Raw genomic sequence first — 17345 nt, forward strand, 5'->3', positions numbered from 1 at the left:
CCCAGGGTCCACTGGCAGGCTGTGCCCTCGTCGTTCAACCCTCTTGATTGATACCAGTCATGAGTCTTGATTCGTTTTTTGGTTTCAAGGTGTGCCCATGGTCAGTTGATCGAAGGTGAAGCTGACCGGGGCTTGCTCATCGTAGTTATCGGCAATCAGTCCAAAGGAGCCGCCTTGATAGCGGTCGTCGCTGAAACGGGCCACCTGTCGCCCGTTGATGTACAGGCGATACGCGCCGCCATCACCGGCCACGGTCAGCGTGTTGATAGCCTGTTCTGCTGTCAGAATCAAATCCGACGGCGTCCAGTCAATCAAGGTCGTCACGGTTTCCGCGTCATCAATGCGATCCAGGCCAAAGAAGCCATCGCCCGAGATCTGGAAGCTGTAGAACTGCTCACTATCGGTGACCTGGAAGATCAGGCCATAGCCGTTGTTGGCGGCGCCGCTGAAGCTGGTCGCGGCTTGGAGAACAAAGCTGGCGGGTAGGCTTTCTGCGGGATAGTAGTCATAGAGGGGACCGCCATAGGGGTTCAAGCTCACGGCGTATTGACCCGCCGCAGAATAACCAGCCGCGCCCCAATCACCGCTGTCATCCGTTAGGCCGCTGTCATCGGTGTTGAAGGTGTCTTGCCACAAGACGCGCTGGATGTTGGGCGCGGGCGATCCCAACGGCTCCTTGCTGAGGCCCGTCAGCATGATGTCGAAGCTGGCAAGCAGGGGCTGGAAGGTGGCCTGCATGGCCGTGAAATCGGCCGCCGCGCTCAACAGGAGAACGGTGAATGTCGCATTGCGCGTGGGCGAAGAGACGACGGCCAGCGCCTGCAGCGGCTCGCCATCCAGGGTAAACGTGACGCCGCGCTGCATGGCTGGGTACGCGCCCAGCAGCACCGATTCTGCTTGGGGTGCGACGACCACGTTCTTCAGTTCGCTGTCGGCCGTAAACAAGGCCAGCGCGTCGGCCAACCCCTGAGCGTTGGCGGCGTCTGCGCTGTCGGCGTCGGGGTAGCTATCGCGCACGACAAGAACCAACGCGCCGTTCTCATCGTCGGTAAACGAGACCATGTCGTTGGCCGCGTCCTCTTCCACACTCCAGGCTGCGGGGTAGAGCAGGGCGATGGCAAGGGCGGAGTTGGTGTAGGGTTTGAAACCATTCACCGCCACGGCCTGCGCATTTTCCACAAAGACCGTGTCGAACTGCGCGCTGCGTTGACCATCCAGGTCTTCGGCAATCACACCAATCACGTAGCTGCCGGCCGGCGCCGGCCTTTCGACCACAGTCCATGCCGTGTCGCCAAAGGTGAGCGTGCCGCCTTCACGCGTGTAGGCAGCGCCCTGCTCGCTGCCGGCATCGAACGGATCCATGGCGGTGCTGGCAACCTTGCGCATTTGCTGCAGCACGGTGAACGTATCGCCACGCGCCGGGGTGATGATGCGCGGCGCGCCCAGGTTGCTCAGCCGCGGATAGCCGAGCACCTGGGTCAGGCGTCCGTCGCGAAAGGAGATGCGCGCAAAACGCTCCGAGCTGCCATCGGCGAAGCGATAGATACCTTCAACCGCGTAAGTTGGGGTGTCGCCGTACGCCGCCGGCATCAAGAGCGCCGGCACCGCGGCGACGCCATCACTGATACTGAACAGCACCGGTTCCCAGTCCAGGTCTACCGCCACATCCTCCGCCGGCCAGGCTGGATAGGCGACGCCGTCAATCTCCTGCGTATCAGCGGCCTGGACATAGGCGATGTCCTCGATCAGAATGGCCTGCTCTTCAGGCAGTGTGCGGCCGATGAAGTGGTAGACAAAGCCCAAGTTCCGACCGCTGATCGTGGTTTGCAGATTGATGGGCCGGCCGGCTGCAGCCGTGGTCGCGGACAAGCGCAGTGGCTCGATCTGGATCGGCTTGCTCAGCGCCGCGAAGCGGGTAACGGTGCGTTTGGGCGCCGCATCGCTGCGCCGGCTGCCATAATGCGCAGCCAAAAAATCATCCCAACCAGAAACTTGCGCAAAACGGCTGGCAATGCGCGTATACTGCCAATTATCTTGTGTGCGGTAGAGCGTACGGCTGGGGAAATAGATCGAGATACCGGTCGCGCCGGGGCGCTCCGGCCCGTGGCGTTGAGCGACAACGGCTTGTCCCATCGCCGCCAGCACGGCGTCCGCCGCCTGCTTGACCGCGGCGCTGCCGCTCTGCGAGCGCAGCAATTTCACAAAGTGTCCCAGGTCAATGTAGGGAGACGCAGAGCTTTCGTCAAAAGCGTTCTCGAAGCCCTGCGCGTTGGCGCGGGCGCTGGTAATCTTGCTGCGCTCCAGGCCTGCCAGTTGGGTGCTGAGGCGATTCACGGCTTGGTTGAGCGTGGGGATGGCGTTCAGGTCAACCGTGGCCAGGGTGACATCCACGCTGAACTCTTTGACCACACTGGGCGAATCCAGGCTCTCGTCCATGTCATTTTCTTTGAGCAACTGGCGTCGCGCGGTGGCATCAAGGATTCGTTGATCCTGCGCGATGTAGCTGTTGACGATGGTGCGCCCCAGGTCGGCGCCATTCATCGCCGGGTTGGCGATCAACTGGCTGAGGAAGCCGGCATAGGCCCAGCCCAGCGCCGGTTCCACTTCTTCCGAAGCCACGGCATAACGGGCATGGGGGGTCAGGGTGGTGTAGACCTCCAACATGCCCATCAGGCAGGCGTCGAATCCGATCAATTCGAACTTGTCCAGGCCGGTTTTCTGGCGCGCGGCGTCAAGCGCTGTGTCCAGCTCCATCAGCCACAGGTTGTCATCCATCTCTTCTGCCAGCGCCAACTTGTCCCGCCCCTGACCGCCAGGCGCCGGGTCGCTGAAGCCGCCCGGCCAACCGGAGCCGTGATCGGACAGAATCAACGCGTGTTTGCGCGCCGGATAGTTGACCAGGGCCCAGGTGATGAAGTCGCTGAGGGTCTGGCCGTCAGCCATATTCAGTTCCCCCAGGTCGGCCAACTCTGGTGAATTGAGTTTGCCCAGGTCGTCATCTTTGGTGATGTAGAAGCGCTTGGTGGATGTCCAGTTGCCCATGCCACTGAACGCCCCCTTGTAGCGATCCACTTGGGCCACGATATGCACCTGGTCGCTGGAGCCGACGCGTTCGACCTCATTGAGATCAACCATCATGTCACGTTCGAGGATGTTGTCGTCGGCGTCCACGTAGAGCATGATGAGCCATTCGGCCTCTGCGCTACGTTCCGTTGGCGGTTTACTGACTGGGTTGGAGGGACCAACCACGACGCCGCTGATGCGCAGGGTTTGCAGCATCGAATCGAAGATGCTGACCTCATCGCGATAGGTAGCCTGTGGCGCTTCGAAGTTCAAGAGATAGGTCTGGCCGTCGTCGGTAGTCACGGCAATGAAGATGCCCTGTTGCGGTATTTTGTTGCTGGCTACGTAGCTGAAGTCCAAGCTCAGGCCATCGAGGCCGCCGGCGCGGTAGGCCGTGGGTTCGTTTTGATACACAACCTGGCTGATGCCTGGTCGTGAGTTCACGCCTTTGAGATAGGCGATGCCGGCGCGATTGGCCGCGTCTGCGGCGCCGCCGAATTCCTGACGCTGCACCCACAGCGAGGTCTCACGGTCGCTCACGTAGAAGATCACACCGTCGCTGCTGGCGTTCTTATCCGACACGCGCCAATCGTTGGGGTAATCCAGGCTGAAGGCCAGGTCAGGGCTGTGGTAGGTGCGGTTGGTCGGCGACAGCGGTGTCTTGGGATTACCCTGCACACCTGCAGTTGGTGGTGGCGTGGCCGTCGCGGCCGGCGGCTCGTCATTGCATGCAGACAGCAGTGGCAGCAGCAAGGAGATCAATAGTATGAGTACGCTCTGACGAATTCGATGTTTGGACATCGTGTGTCCTTTCTCCGGTCTCCGGTCTCTGTTCAGCGTTCCAGCACCAGCCATAGTCCGATATGATCTGATGCCCAGATGCGACCAGCGGGGGTGAGTTGGGGGGCGGTGAAGAGGCGTTGGCTGGCGCGCACACGCCAGGCGGAGGCTGGCCCCGGCGTCAGAAAGAGATAGTCAATGCGCTCCTCCAGCGGCTCGTCCGGCGGCGCGGTCAAGTCATCCACGCAACAGGTCAAGCCGGGATCATCGGGCCGCACCGCGGCAAAGCTGTCCACCCACGCTGGCTGCAGGGCGCGGATCGCGGCGCTGTCCGCCGTGGCGTTGAAGTCGCCGCCGATGATGATTGGCCCTGGCTGGGCGGCGACAAAGTGGGCTAAGGCCGACGCCTGCTCCTGGTTGACGGCGGGATTTTGATTCGCCAGGTGCGTGCTGACGACGCGCAGCGGCCCCAACGCCGTGTCCACGACCGCGCTCAAGGCCACGCGGTGCTGGAAGGGCGCTTCGCGTGGCCGCAGTTCAGTAAACCTCACGTCGCGCAGGGGAAATCGGCTCAGGATAGCCTCACCTTCTTCGAAGAGAATGGCCCAGCGGTTGCCGTTGGCGCGCAGATAGGCGTGGTTCAGCCCGCTGGCCTGCCCCAGGTAGGCCGCACCAAGCCCGCCACGCCAGGTCCACGGCACTTCCTGCAGCAGCACAATGTCGGCATCCAGACGCCGGATTTCGGCCGCGATCAGATCGAGGCGCTGCGGTAGAAAGGCGAAGTGGGGGAAATCGTGCAGCACGTTGAGCGAAACGATGCGCACGCAGCCATCGTCCGGCCGCGTGGCCGTGGCGCAGCCGGCCAGGCACCCCTCGACCGCGGCGCCGGGCTGGCTGGCGTTCATCATCCACAGCGCCAGCGCGGCCAGCGCGATCAGTAGCCAGGCCAGGCGGTTGTTCTTGCGGTTCATGTTCGTGTCCTTTCAGTGGAGGGGAGCAGGGGGTACGCGGATTGACACAGATTGACACGGATTCCTTTGCTGAGGAGCACCGCCAGGAGCTGGCGGCGGAGGAAATAGCGCAGATCGTGAAGATGTTGTGGTTTTGAGATGCGGGTCTGGGAACAGATCTGCCTCAGGCGTTGTCGAACTCGTCTCGGTCAATGCCCAGTTGTTTCAGGATCGCGTTGAGCGTCCCTTTGGGAATGCCTCCAGGATGATGCGGAATGACAGAGAGAAGATTCCTGCATGACCTGGATCAAGTCGGCGGCGATGTCTGGCGCCAGGCGAATGACCTCTTCCGCTGTCTCAGCCTGCACGATCAGGCCCGGCAGATCGGGACTCGTCCCCAAATACGGGCCTTCGGGCAGATGCTCGATCTCCAGTGTGATTTTGTACGTTGCCATTGGATTCCTCCGAGCCGTATTATAGCATACAAGGCTGGATCAGAAAATAGACGCCAAAGAGAGCGTCACAGGCTGGGAGCGCGGGCGCTTATCACCGCTGCCATTGCTATCAACCGAGCGCGTCGCGGCTCGATTGACGCGCTGCCGGAGTTGTGCTATTCTGTGGCTCGATCTGTCAGCAAAGGAGCGACCCTGTGACCACACGGTACAACACGGCTGCGCTGCGTGACCTGATCAGCGCGGCCCTCAGCGGGGACGAGCTCACAGCCCTGGCGTTCGATCACTTCCGGCCGGTTTACGATCAATTCGCCGCGGGGCAGACGCGCAATCAGCGCGTGCAGCTTCTGCTCGATCACGCCGTGCGCAGCGAGCAGATGGCGCGGCTGGCCGCGCTAATCCAGGCGATCAACCCGGCGCGCTACCGGGAATTTGCCGGCCGGCTGCTGGCGCCAGACGCAGATGCAGCGCCGGCGCGTCCTCAGACCAACATTTCCTATCAAGCAACCCTCACCGGCTCCGGCGCGATCGCCCAGGGCGCCGGCGCGCAGGCCGCCAGCGGCGGCAACATCGTCACAGGCGGCCGCGGCGATGAAGGGCCGGCGAGCGGGTCCATCGCGCAGCGTCATCCGCAGCAGCAGTTGGCCGAATGGCAGCGCCGCTACGAGACGCTCTCCAAGCGCATCGCCGCGCTGGACAAGGACCTGGGGCGAACGCTGGACAGCGAAACGAAGATCGTGCTCAAGGAGCGCCGCCAGGAACTTGTCGAGGAGCGGGAGCAGGCGGCGGAGGAAATAGCGCAGATCGAGGAACGCCTGCGCATGAGCGAGGGAGGTTGATGATGGCCAGTCGTCCAAAGACCAACGAGTTTTCTCACGGCTATGCTCTCTTGATCGGCGTGGGCGAATGCGCGTACCCCAGGCTTTCGCTGCCGGTGACGGTCAAAGACATGCACGCGTTGCGGGCGGTCTTGACCGACCCCGCCTTGTGCGGTTACCCTGGCGACGACGCACACATTCGCCTGCTGCACGATGCGGGCGCCACCAGGCAGGCAATCCTCGACGGCCTGACCTGGCTGGCCCGGCAGACCGCGGCCGACAGCGACGCCACCGCGGTGGTCTTCTACTCCGGCCACGGCTGGGTGGCGGATGACTCTGGCAAGTATTACCTCCTGCCGCACGATGTCGAACCGTTCGACCTGGCCGGCAGCGCGCTCCCGGCTGAAGACTTCACCGCCGCGCTCCGGCAGGTCGGGGTGAAGCGACTGCTGGTCTTTGTGGATAGCTGCCATGCCGCCGGGATGGCCAGCGCCAAGGACCGGCCGGCCATGAAGCTGCCGTCGGGGTTCACGCAGACCGCCCTGCCGAAGGGATTGGTCGAAGAACTGAAGCAGGGCGCGGGACGGGCCGTGTTCAGCTCCTCCACCGGCAGCCAGCAGTCGTGGGTGCGACCCGACGGCAGCCTGAGCCTCTACACCTATCACCTGATCGAGGCGCTGCGGGGCGCGGGCAACCAGCCCGGCGATACCACGGTGCGCGTTTCCAACCTGATGAGCCACCTGGGCAAGGCGGTGCCTGAGAGCGCCAGTGCCCTCTGCCAAGCCGAGCAGACTCCCTTCTTCGATACGGCAACTGAGGACTTTGCGGTGGCGCTGCTGTTGGGCGGCAAGGGGTTGGGCGGCGCCGGCTTCTCGCCTGCCCAAGGAGCCGCGGCGGTACACAAGCCATCTATCGATGCCAGCGGCAAGCGCAGCGTGGCCGCCGGGACCATCAGCGACAGCACCATTGTTACGGGTGATCGCAACGTGGTGCAGCAAGGGAAGTACAACATTCACATCGGCAGCGCGCAGGGGCTGGTGATCGGGGATCAGGCGCAGGTGACGCAGGTGTTCGGCGGTGAGCCATCCTCGCGCCCCGGCCAGGGCGGAACTGGGAGCCATCAGCCACCGAGCGGCGACGCGGCCAAGCGGCATTGGCGGCAACAGTTGGCTGAGCTGCAGCGCCGGTACGAAACGTTATCGAACCGCATCGCGGCGCTGGATAAAGACCTGGGCCGAACCCTGGACGGCGAGACCAAGCTGACGCTGAGGAACGGCGGCAAGAGCTGTCACAGAGCGAGACCAGGTTGCCCAAGAAATGGCGCAGATCGAGCGGCAACTTGGCTCTTGATAGAACCAGGAAAACGCCAGAACAGATGAGTCGCCAACTGAGCAGGCCATTTTGAGCAAACGAGGTACGAGATGACTGAAGCCGACCCCACTACGAGCAAGTACTCTGTGACCATCAAGGATGCCCGCGGCATAGTGATTGGCGGTCACAACACGATCTATCCGACCTTCCTCAGCGATCAATACGCGCCACTGGCCCACAAGCTAATCACATTCACCACCTTGATTGAGGAAAAGTCCCAGGGTTTCGTGGGCAGGCGCTTCGTCTTCGACGCGTTGGATCAGTTCATGGAAAGGACACCAGCTGGCTACTTTATCGTCAAAGGCGAGGCCGGCATCGGCAAGAGCGCCCTGATGGCGCATCTGGTGCAAGCCGGCCAATACGTGCATCATTTCGTGGTGAGCACCCAGGGCATCAACCGGGCTGACCAGTTCCTGGAGAACATATGCGCCCAGTTGATCGCCAGGTACAAACTCGACCGCCCCGCCTGGCTACCGCCGGAAGCCTCGCGCGACAGCGCTTTTCTGAGCGCGCTGCTGCAAGAGGTGAGCGAGGGATTGGCGGCGGGCGAGCAGGTGCTTATCCTGGTAGACGCGTTGGACGAAGTCGACTGGCGCGGACGGACGGGGGAGAACGTGCTTTTGCTGCCGCCCGCACTTCCCCCAGGCGTATTCGTCGCAGTAACCATGCGACGAAAGGAGGGGCTGCCGCTGCAAGTGGACAGGTCGCAGATCTTCTACCTTGATCCGGACTCGGATGCCAACCGCGAGGACGTGCGCGCCTACATCAGGCAGTTTGCCCAGCGGGAGGTCATGCAGCCCAGTCTAAGCGCCTGGGGTACGACGGTCGAGGCCTTCGTGAAGACGATGCTAGCCCAAAAGCGAGGGCAACTTCATGTACCTCCGCTACGTCCTGCCGGCCATCGAGCGCGGTGAGTTCCGGCATGGAACGCTGGCCGAGCTACCTCAGGGCCTCAAGGACTACTACGAGCGCCACTGGCGGCAGATCCGAGCCATCGACGAGGACATGTGGGTCGATTATCGCCAGCCGGTGATCTGCTTTCTGGCCATGGCGCAGGAGCCGGTGACTGTGTGGCAGATCGCATCGTGGGCAAAGTTGAAGCCGGCTCGGGTATTGTCAGCAATCAGAGACTGGCGGGAGTTTCTCGACGAGGATCCGGTGGCAGGCGTGATGCGATATCGGATCTACCATCAAAGCTTTCAAGATTTCCTGGCGGCCAAGGATGAAGCGCGGGATCTCAGTGAAGCGGAGAGCCCGCAATGACCCGGTCCCAGAGAATAGTCTGGCGAACGTTGAAAGAGCAATGGGTCACGGACACCAGAGGTGTATGAATGTCGCAAGTAGCGCAGTCGGCCAAAACACATGGTGAGACGTTCGACAAGATCGATCTGCTGCGATCTCGGAGGAAGATCGCCGATGACCTACTGCGGCAGTGGCAGATCATGCATGCACACCTGAAAGGTGCAGTAGGCGCGTCGCGGCAATTCGCTGAGATAGACTATGTGCTGGGTTTGCAGCAACTGGAGGTCATGATCAAGAAAAGGAAGCCGGAGCTGCAGGATAGATTTTGCATCTTGGAGAAACGGCTGCTGGTGGCAAATGACAAGGATGATCCGACGGGGATTGCAGCGGCAATACTTTTGCTCAATGAACTTGCGACTCAGGTAGGGGTAGAACTTGGTTTTGAGTCGTTATGTAGCATGGATTCTGGTACCGTCGTGCTATCTCAAATCGCCGCTCTGGACGAGTCCTATATGTATCGGAATCTTGCGAAGCATCTGGCCGGCGCGGGGCGATGGGACGAGTTGCACGAGCTGGTGGGAGAGGGAGATGGCGATCACCAGCAGCCATGGGCACAGGCGAAGTTGCGGGCTGAGGGCAGTTATGCCAGGTATGTGGCGGATGTAGTGGTGGCGTGGCAGGAGGCATATCGACGCGTGCAGGTGCCGAAGTCTGACGGCCGTCAGGAAGCGGTGCTAGCGCAGTGCATACGGTATTCACTGATCGTCACCAGCGTAAACTCGCAAGCAAGGGAACTACGAGCCGGCGCTGGTAGGGCGGGCAGTGAAGACAGGGCTGTGGACAGCGGCGCAGGCATTGGCGGTGGCGGCGCAGGTGCCTGAAGCCGAGAAGCGAGCGAGCATGTATCGGGCGATCTTGTCCGCGGGCGGACTGACGACTGAGAAACGACGCGAAGCTGAGGAGGGAAGTCTGGCGGCGGTGAAGGCGATTGGGGATAGGTGGTCGCGTGCGGATGCGTTGGCCGCGCTAGCGCCGCAACTGACGGGCGAAGTACGAAATGAGGCAGTGGCAGAAGGCTTGGCGGCGGCAGAGGCCATAGAGGCTGAGTGGTACCGTGCGCGTGTGCTGGCTAAATTGGCACCGCAGCTGACGGGCGAGCTGGTAATGCAGGGTCTGGCAGCGGCGCAGGCGATTGGGGATGAGGAATCGCGTGGGCAAGTCTTAGCTGCATTGGCGCCGCAGCTGACGGGTGAACTGGTGACGCAGGGGTTGGCATCGGCACAGGGCATTTTGGATGAGGAATCTCGTACGCTAGTTCTGGCAGCATTGGCGCCGCAACTATCAGGTGAGCTGCCGGCGGAGGTTCTTGCGGAAGCTGAAGGCACTGAGGATGAAGATTCTCGCGCTCTGGCGCCGCAGATGACGGGAGAACTGCTGGCCCAGAGGCTAGCCGCGGCGCAGGCAATCACGGGCGCGTGGCCTCGTGTGGAAGCGTTGGCAGCAGTGGCACCGCACCTAGCGGGCGAACGGTTGGAAGAGGGTCTGGCTATGCCGCGCGCAATCGAGTACGAGGAGCCTCGCGCTCATGCACTCGCTGCGCTGGCGCCGTACCTAGTAGGCGAGATGGTGGCACAGGGGCTTGCGGCGACGTTGGCCATCGAGTACGGGGATTATCGTGAAATTGCGCTGGCGGCGCTGGCGTCGAGGCTGACGGACGAGCTGTTGGCTAAGGGACTCGAGGACTCGAGACGCTGGCGATCGGAGACGCGGAGTCTCGTGTGGACGTGCTGGCGACCTTGGCGCCGTACCTACAGCCGCGCAGCGAGACGAGGCATTGACACATGGACTGGCGGCATCACAGGCCATCGAGAACGAGTTGCGTCGCGCAGAAATGCTTGCGGCGCTGGCGCCGAACCTGACGGGCCATCTGCGGGAGCAAGCTTTGACCCAGGGGCTTGAGGCAGTACAGGCTATCGAGCATGAAGAAGCCCGGCCGAATGCACTGGCGGCGCTGGCGCCGGACTTGATGGGCGAGTTTCTCATGCAAGGGCTTGCGGCGGCGTTGGCTATCGAGGCCGAGTGGCATCGTGCGGCTGCGCTGGCGGCGCTGGCACCGCAATTGACGGGCGAGCTGCTAGAGGAAGGGCTTGAAGCGGCGGCAGCTATCGAAGACGAAGGACATCGCGCGGACGTGCTAGTCGCGCTCGCGCCAAACTTGACTGGCAGGGAGCTGAAAGAGGGCTTGACGGCGGCTCTTGTCATGGAGGACGAGGAGTCTCGCGCTGCTGTGCTAACGGCGCTGGCGCCGAAGCTGACGGGTGAGCTGCTAGCACAAGGTTTTGAGGCGGCCAGGGCCATCGAGGACGAGCGGTCTCGTGCGCAAGTCTTGGCTGCCTTGGCACCACAGCTCACAGGCAAGTTGCGAAAAGAAGCAGTAACGGAATGCCTAGCGGCGGCGGCGGCCGTTTGGGACGAGGGGGATCGTGCGGAATTGCTGGCCGCGCTGGCGCCGCAGTTAACCGGTGAGTTGCTGGCGCGGGGGCTGGCCGAGGCACGGGCCATTGAGGACAAGTGGTATCGTGTGCGAGCGCTGGTAGCCCTGGCGCCGCGGTTAACGGGAAAGTCGCGGATGCGTGTCCTTGCCCAAGGGTTAGTGGCGGCCAAGACCATCGACGACGAGGAGTCTCGCGCACGAGTTCTGGCGATGCTGGCGCCGCAACTGTCAGGCGAGTTGTTGGCGGATGGCCTGACGGTAACAAATGCTATAGGGGATGAATGGTCCCGCGTCCGAGCGCTGGAGGCGCTGGCGCCGCAATTGACGAGTGGGCTGCTGGCGGAAGGTCTAGTGGCGGCGCAGTCGATCGAGGACGATCTTGCTCGTATCCGTGCGCTGGCTGCGATGGCCCCGCAATGCGCGCCTGAAGTACAGCAAGTTACATATTGCCACATTCGCGATGCCCTGAACACTCATTTGTGGAACCACTTTCAGAAGGGACCACGAGGTGAAGTTCTTTCGTTCAGCAAGGAACATCGAATGATTGTGCCGCCGGTCATGGATTCACGTGCGGTCTGGGAAGTGGCGAGAGCGGTGATGGACGTGGGGCAGTGGTGGCCGTGAGCCGTGGAGCCAGAACCTCTGTTGAGCTGCGCATGACCCGCTACTACCTCGCCTACGCCCGCCAGCACAAGGATGACTGGCAGGCGCTGGATGGTGATCAATTCGCGCAAATCCGCCGCGGGTGGACGGTGGCGAGCGAAGGCAGCGCGGGGTTGACGGCCGACGAGCAGGTCAATCTGATCTTCGGCTACCTCAACGCACTGGATAGCTACCTGGAGCGACGCGGGCTGTGGGCCGATCTGCTGACCTGGAATGGGCGGGCGCTGACGGCCGCGCAGGGCATCGGCAACGAGGCGTTGGTCGGTGGGTTGCTCAACGATATCGGGCTGTGTCATCGGCACCTGGGACGATACGGGGAAGCCCGGGAGATCTTCGAGCAAGCCCTGGCAGTGCGCCGCCGGGTCGGGCCGGTTGCCGGCGAGGCGGTGACCCTGAACAACCTTGGATTGGTGCATGACGATCTGAGCGAGTATGCCCAGGCAATCGCGTTCTATGAGCAGGCTTTGCCGCTCCGCCAGGCGGCCGGAGACCGGGCAGGTGAAGGCATCACACTGCAGAACCTGGCAACGACATTGATGCAGATTGGCCGGTGGGGCGAAGCCGCCGAACGCTTCGAACAGGCGTTGGTCATCGAACGGGAGGCCGGCGACCGGATGGGCGAGGCCGGCACCCTGAGCAACCTGGGGCAGCTCTACTTGCAGATGAGTCGCCGGGATGAAGCGGAAGCGGCGTTGACGCAGGCGCTGGCGCTCATGCGAGCGATCGGCGACCGGGGCCATGAGACGGCCGTCTTGAATAACCTGGGGTTGCTGGCGCGGGCGCGCGGTCAACCACGACGAGCGCTGGCGCTGTTCGAGGAGGCGCTGGCGGTACAACGCCAAGCCGGTGTGACAGGCACAGAAGCGCCCCTACTCAACAACCTGGGTACGACCTACCAGGCGCTAGGCGACTGGCGTCGCGCGTTGGCGTACTTTCAGCAAGCGCTGGCGCGCCACCAAGCCACCGGCGACCGGGCGGGTCAGGCTACGGCGCTGGCCAACATCGGCGGGTTGCATCTGGAGCGTGACGCCCTTGCCGAGGCCAGAGTTGCTTACGAGCAGGCGCTGGCGCTCGTCCAGGCCAGCGGCGACCGCGACAGTGAGGCCACGCTGCTGAACAACCTGGCCGCAGTGTTACGCGCCCAAGGCGAACTCGACCTTGCTGCTGAGCATCTGGCGACCGCCCTGGCCACTGCCCGCGAGGTCGGCAACCGGGAGATGGAAGCCACTGCTTTGAGCAACCTGGCCGCAACCCGTTTCGACCGCGGCGACTTGCCTGGCGCACGGGCGGCCCTGGAGGCTGCGCTGGCCCTGCGCCCCGAAACAGGCGACCTCCTGGCTGCCGGCGCCACACTGAACAACCTGGCCGCAGTGAGCAGCGCGCAGGGCGATCCTGCCGCAGCGGTGGACTATTACGAACGAGCGTTGGCGGTGCGCCGCCAGATCGAAGATGTGGCCGGCCAGGCGCACACGCTGTACAACCTGGGCATCCTCTGCACTGATCTGGGTGACTTTAGCCGGGCCGAAATCGCGCTGGCCGAGGCGGTAACGCTCGACGAGCAGTGTGACCTGCCCCAGATATCTCGCGACCGGAAAGCATTACTGGAGATCCGAAGCCGGCTGATACATTCTTGAGGCGCCGGCCCAACACACATAAACGGAGGTTCACGATGGATATCGCAACACTGGCCAAAGATATCACGCTGTTTCTGACCCCCTTCCTGCCCTACCTGCTCAAAGCAGGGGAAAAGGCCGCCGAGGAGGCCGGCAAGAAGCTGGGCGGCGACGCGTGGGAGCGCGCTAAAGGGCTGTGGAGCAGGCTGCGGCCGAAAGTCGAGGCCAAGTCGGCCGCCCAGGAAGCCGTGGCCGACGCCGTCACTGAGCCGGAAAATGAAGATGCCCAGGCGACCCTACGCCAGCAACTGCGCAAGCTGCTGGCCGAGGACGATGATCTGGCGCGAGAGATCGGGCAGCAGTGGGCTGCCGCGCAGGCAGCCGGCGTGACGATCATCGCGTCAGGCGACCGCGCCGTGGCCGCGCAAAATATCACTGGCAGCACGATCGTCACCGGCGACCGCAACACGGTGCAGAGCGGCAAGTACAACATCAAGATTGACAAGGCATCGGGCCTGGCCATCGGTGATGGCGCGCGCGTGGAGCGATCAGGCGACGACGTAGAGAGATGAACATCTCAGCGAAGGAGGCTGGCCCATGACCGAAGCTGCCAAGTATCAGGTCACCATTCATGGAAACGTCTACGACCTCGCCATCGGCGATGGCGCGCAGGTGATCTCGACCGGCCCGCGCGATCGAGCCACCCCACCGTTCATGGCGCCGCCGCCGCCACCGCAGGGAATCCTGGGTCGCGATGATGACCTGACGCGCGTCTTCGATCTGCTGCAACTGGGAGACACGGACGCGGCCGATGTTCCGCCGGTGGCGTTGCGCGGATTGGGCGGCATCGGCAAGACGACCCTGGCTGCGGCGTTGGGCCGACTGGCGATCATGCCCGAACTCTTCCCCGACGGCGTCCTCTGGGCAGCGCTCGGGCCACAGCCGACCCTGCGCATCCTGCTGGATGGCTGGGGCCGCGCGCTGGGCGTGGACCTGCTGCCGGAACGTGACGAGACCGCCTGCCGAGACCGCTTGCGGGCGGTGCTCTATCGCAGGCGCGCCCTGCTCATCGTGGATGATGTGTGGGAGGCCGCGCACGGCAGCTACTTCACGGTGGCCGGCCCGCACTGCCGCACGTTGATCACCACGCGCGAGACGCCGGTCGCCTATGCCCTGGCCACCCGCGACCGCACACTGCGCGTGGATGTACTCAAGCCGGAGGCTGCACTGGCGTTGCTGCGTCGCCTTGCCCCAGAAGCCGTGATCGCCGACGAGCGCAGCGCGCAGCGGTTGTGCGAGCGGCTGGAGTATCTGCCGCTGGCCCTCACCCTGGCCGGTCGGCTCCTGGCGGTCGAGGCCGACGTGCCGGCGCGCATGGCGCGTCTGCTCGGCGAGCTGATCGAGCAGCGGGACGCCCGTCTGAAGCTGCTCCAGGCCGAAGGGCGGTTAGGATTGACGGAGGAAGAGCCGGTTTCGCTGCAAGCCATCCTCGGCATGAGCGTCGCCCGGCTGGATGGGACCGACCAGGAGCGCTTCGCCATGGCCTCGGTCTTCGGCGGCGACCCGCTGACCTGGGAGATCAACGCGGCGGCTTACGTGTGGGAATGTCCGGTGGAGGAGGCCGAAGCCACAATCTCCCGCTTCATCCAGCGCGGCCTGGTTGAACGCCGCGGGGCGCGTTATTGGATGCACGCCCTGCTGGCGGATTACGCGGCGGAGATGATGGAGGGGATGGGGTTGTGAGGTGATGAGTGCAGCTTGGCGCAGGCATCTGGACTACATCTTGATGAACATGCAAGCTCGCCGCGGCGACCCGGCCTGGTTTGAGTCCGAATGGCCGCAGATCGAGCGTGCATGGAAGGCCGGTCAAGACTTGGGTGATGCGAGCACTCTGCTCGTCTATCTCAACGCGGCGCTGCCCTCGATGGCGCCGCTGGGACTGTGGACGACGGTCATCGCCTGGATCACGCAGGGTTTGCCCTGGGTGCAGGAAGCCGGCAACAAGCTTCGCGAAGGCGTGTTGCTGGAGAATCTGGGCTACTCCCATTTCTTGCGTGGTGACAGAGAGAAGGCATTGGCGATCTATGAGGAGGCACTGGCACTCGCGGAAGCATTTCCCGGCCAGGTCTACACAGGCGCTCTTCTCGGCCGCGTAGGCGAGCTGTATGCGGCAATTGGCCAACCCCAACGCGCGCTGACCTATTTGCAGCGGGCCGTGACCATCGCCGATCAGGCCGGCAATCGCAAGGACGCAAGCCAATGGCTGGACCGCTTGGGGCGGGTGTATGCGGCGTTGGGCCAGAATCAGAAAGCTGCCGACTGTCTCGAGGAGGCGCTTCAACTGGCGCGTACCATCGGCCACCAGGGCCTCGTAGGTTCCGCACTCGGCAACCTGGCTAACCTCTATCTGGACGCTGGCGATCTCGACCGGGCTGTCCCACGCCTGGAAGAGGTGCTCCAGATCGCGCGAGAAAGCGCGGATCGGCACGCCGAGGCAACGGCGCTGATCAACCTGGCACTGGCACGTGGGATGGCTGGCGATATCCGCGCTTGCATCGAGGCCTACGAACAGGCGCTCGATATAGCCCGACGAATCGGAGACCGCGACAATGAGAGCACATGCCTGGGTGGATTGGCTGGAGCATACCGGATAATGGGTCGAGTCTCGACAGCCATGCACTATGCCGAGCAAGCTTTGAGGTTGGCCCAGATGATTGGCGATGCGGACGGCGAGATGTCGTGGCTGAGCGAGTTAGAAACTCTGTGTGGGCTGGTCGGTGAGAATGATCAGGCGCTTGCTCGCTTTCAGCAAGCGCTGGCGCTGGCGAGAGGCGCTGCGAGCAGCCCTTGGCACCAGGAGACGATCCTGGGCAACCTCGGTAACTTCTACCTCACCCTTGGTGAGATCGCCGAAGCGCGTAAGTGCTTCGAAGAGGCGCTGCCCCTGGCCCAAGAGATCCAAGATCGTGCCGGCCAATGTGCTTTGACCGATGGGTTGGCCACGACCTATGCGGAAACCGGTGACCGGTTGCGTGCCGCTGAACTCTATCAACAGGCGCTGGTGCTCGCTCGCCAGATTCCAGACCGCAGACGAGAAGCGAGCCTCTTGAGCAATCTTGGAACAATCCTTCTCGCGATGAGCGATCTGGAAGGCGCCATAGCTAACCAAGAGCAGGCTCTGACGATTTTCACAAATCTCGACGATCTACGGTCAGCCAGCATGGTACTCAACGCATTGGGCAATGCGTATCTCGCCGGTGGTGACCTCGAACAGGCATTAACCCTCTATCGCCGGGCCGTTGATGTCGCGCGAGAGTCAGAAGATTGGCGCTCAGAAGCAACCGGCAGTTGGAATCTCGGTATGCTGCTTGGTCAACAGGGTAACTTCCAGGACGCGGTTGGTTTTCTGCGGCGTGCCGTAGCGATGGAGCAAATCCACGGACACTCGAATGCTCCTGTCCATGCCGCTGTGCTCAACCAGGTGGAGGCTCTGTTGGAAGAATCAAACGAGGCATGAAGAGACGACCATGACATCCAGTCCAGCGCCAGGCAGCGCTCATCAGATCGAGTTCTTCCGGCTCGCCATCGCCCAGGACGAACACGCCGGCGCCTACCGCTGGGCCGACCGTTTTGTGCATGCCTGGATGGACAATGCAGTCGCTGAATGCAGATTGCTCCTGGCCGGCATCAAGCGCAGCGGCGTCCAGCTTTCGCCGCACAGCCAGGCCATTGCGCTGCGCTGCCAGGCGCTGTTGGAGCTGCTGCTGGAGGACTACGACCGCGGCGAGGCTGATTTCCTGCGCAGCCTGGCGCTATTCGACGAGACCAGCGACGATTTCAACGCCAGCCGGGTGCTCAACGACTTAGGCACGCTCCATCAGGCGCGGTGCGTTGGGTGA

Annotated in this window: 14 protein-coding genes; 11 read left to right on the top strand and 3 right to left on the bottom strand. The window is 63.0% G+C overall.

Going from position 1 to position 17345, the window contains the following annotated elements:
• Positions 1-84 precede the first annotated feature (84 nt).
• From IPF85_RS10335 to IPF85_RS10345, 3 genes are all read right to left on the bottom strand, one after another.
• Complete coding sequence (locus tag IPF85_RS10335) at positions 85-3864, bottom strand: clostripain-related cysteine peptidase (RefSeq protein ID WP_343408004.1); 3780 nt, start codon at positions 3862-3864, stop codon at positions 85-87.
• 32 nt (positions 3865-3896) lie between these two features.
• Positions 3897-4814 (bottom strand): endonuclease/exonuclease/phosphatase family protein, encoded by a 918-nt coding sequence (locus tag IPF85_RS10340; protein ID WP_343408005.1) that lies wholly within the window; start codon positions 4812-4814, stop codon positions 3897-3899.
• A gap of 188 nt (positions 4815-5002) precedes the next feature.
• Positions 5003-5248, bottom strand: coding sequence for a DUF1902 domain-containing protein (locus IPF85_RS10345; RefSeq protein WP_343408006.1), 246 nt, complete (start codon positions 5246-5248; stop codon positions 5003-5005).
• Between the two features lie 194 nt (positions 5249-5442).
• On the opposite strand from IPF85_RS10345, the gene IPF85_RS10350 reads away from it, so the two are divergent.
• The 11 genes from IPF85_RS10350 (at position 5443) to IPF85_RS10400 (ending at position 17345) form a co-directional block, all read left to right on the top strand.
• The gene (locus IPF85_RS10350; RefSeq protein ID WP_343408007.1) at positions 5443-6084 is read left to right on the top strand and encodes a hypothetical protein; all 642 of its coding nucleotides are present in this window, start codon (positions 5443-5445) and stop codon (positions 6082-6084) included.
• 2 nt (positions 6085-6086) lie between these two features.
• Positions 6087-7442, top strand: a complete 1356-nt coding sequence (locus IPF85_RS10355; RefSeq protein WP_343408008.1) for a caspase family protein — start codon at positions 6087-6089, stop codon at positions 7440-7442.
• A gap of 42 nt (positions 7443-7484) precedes the next feature.
• A complete protein-coding gene (locus IPF85_RS10360; RefSeq protein WP_343408009.1) occupies positions 7485-8348 on the top strand; it encodes an ATP-binding protein in 864 nt (287 codons plus the stop codon).
• On the top strand, positions 8308-8697 hold the full coding sequence (locus IPF85_RS10365) for a hypothetical protein (protein WP_343408010.1): 390 nt from the start codon (positions 8308-8310) through the stop codon (positions 8695-8697). Before IPF85_RS10360 ends, IPF85_RS10365 begins: the two co-directional genes overlap by 41 nt.
• Positions 8698-8765: 68 nt before the next feature.
• Positions 8766-9557: a hypothetical protein gene (locus tag IPF85_RS10370; RefSeq protein ID WP_343408011.1), complete on the top strand. Its 792-nt coding sequence runs from the start codon at positions 8766-8768 to the stop codon at positions 9555-9557.
• Positions 9558-10510: 953 nt separating this feature from the next.
• A complete protein-coding gene (locus IPF85_RS10375; RefSeq protein WP_343408012.1) occupies positions 10511-11794 on the top strand; it encodes an apoptotic protease-activating factor in 1284 nt (427 codons plus the stop codon).
• Positions 11795-11826: 32 nt separating this feature from the next.
• On the top strand, positions 11827-13467 hold the full coding sequence (locus IPF85_RS10380; protein WP_343408013.1) for a tetratricopeptide repeat protein: 1641 nt from the start codon (positions 11827-11829) through the stop codon (positions 13465-13467).
• 35 nt (positions 13468-13502) lie between these two features.
• Positions 13503-14018: a hypothetical protein gene (locus IPF85_RS10385; protein ID WP_343408014.1), complete on the top strand. Its 516-nt coding sequence runs from the start codon at positions 13503-13505 to the stop codon at positions 14016-14018.
• Positions 14019-14043: 25 nt separating this feature from the next.
• Positions 14044-15189, top strand: coding sequence for an NB-ARC domain-containing protein (locus IPF85_RS10390; protein WP_343408015.1), 1146 nt, complete (start codon positions 14044-14046; stop codon positions 15187-15189).
• A gap of 43 nt (positions 15190-15232) precedes the next feature.
• Positions 15233-16963 (top strand): tetratricopeptide repeat protein, encoded by a 1731-nt coding sequence (locus tag IPF85_RS10395; protein WP_343408102.1) that lies wholly within the window; start codon positions 15233-15235, stop codon positions 16961-16963.
• Between the two features lie 10 nt (positions 16964-16973).
• Positions 16974-17345 (top strand): hypothetical protein, encoded by a 372-nt coding sequence (locus IPF85_RS10400; RefSeq protein ID WP_343408016.1) that lies wholly within the window; start codon positions 16974-16976, stop codon positions 17343-17345.

This window comes from Candidatus Amarolinea dominans, from assembly GCF_016704685.1.
In the GTDB taxonomy this organism is placed as follows: Bacteria; Chloroflexota; Anaerolineae; order SSC4; family Amarolineaceae; genus Amarolinea; species Amarolinea dominans.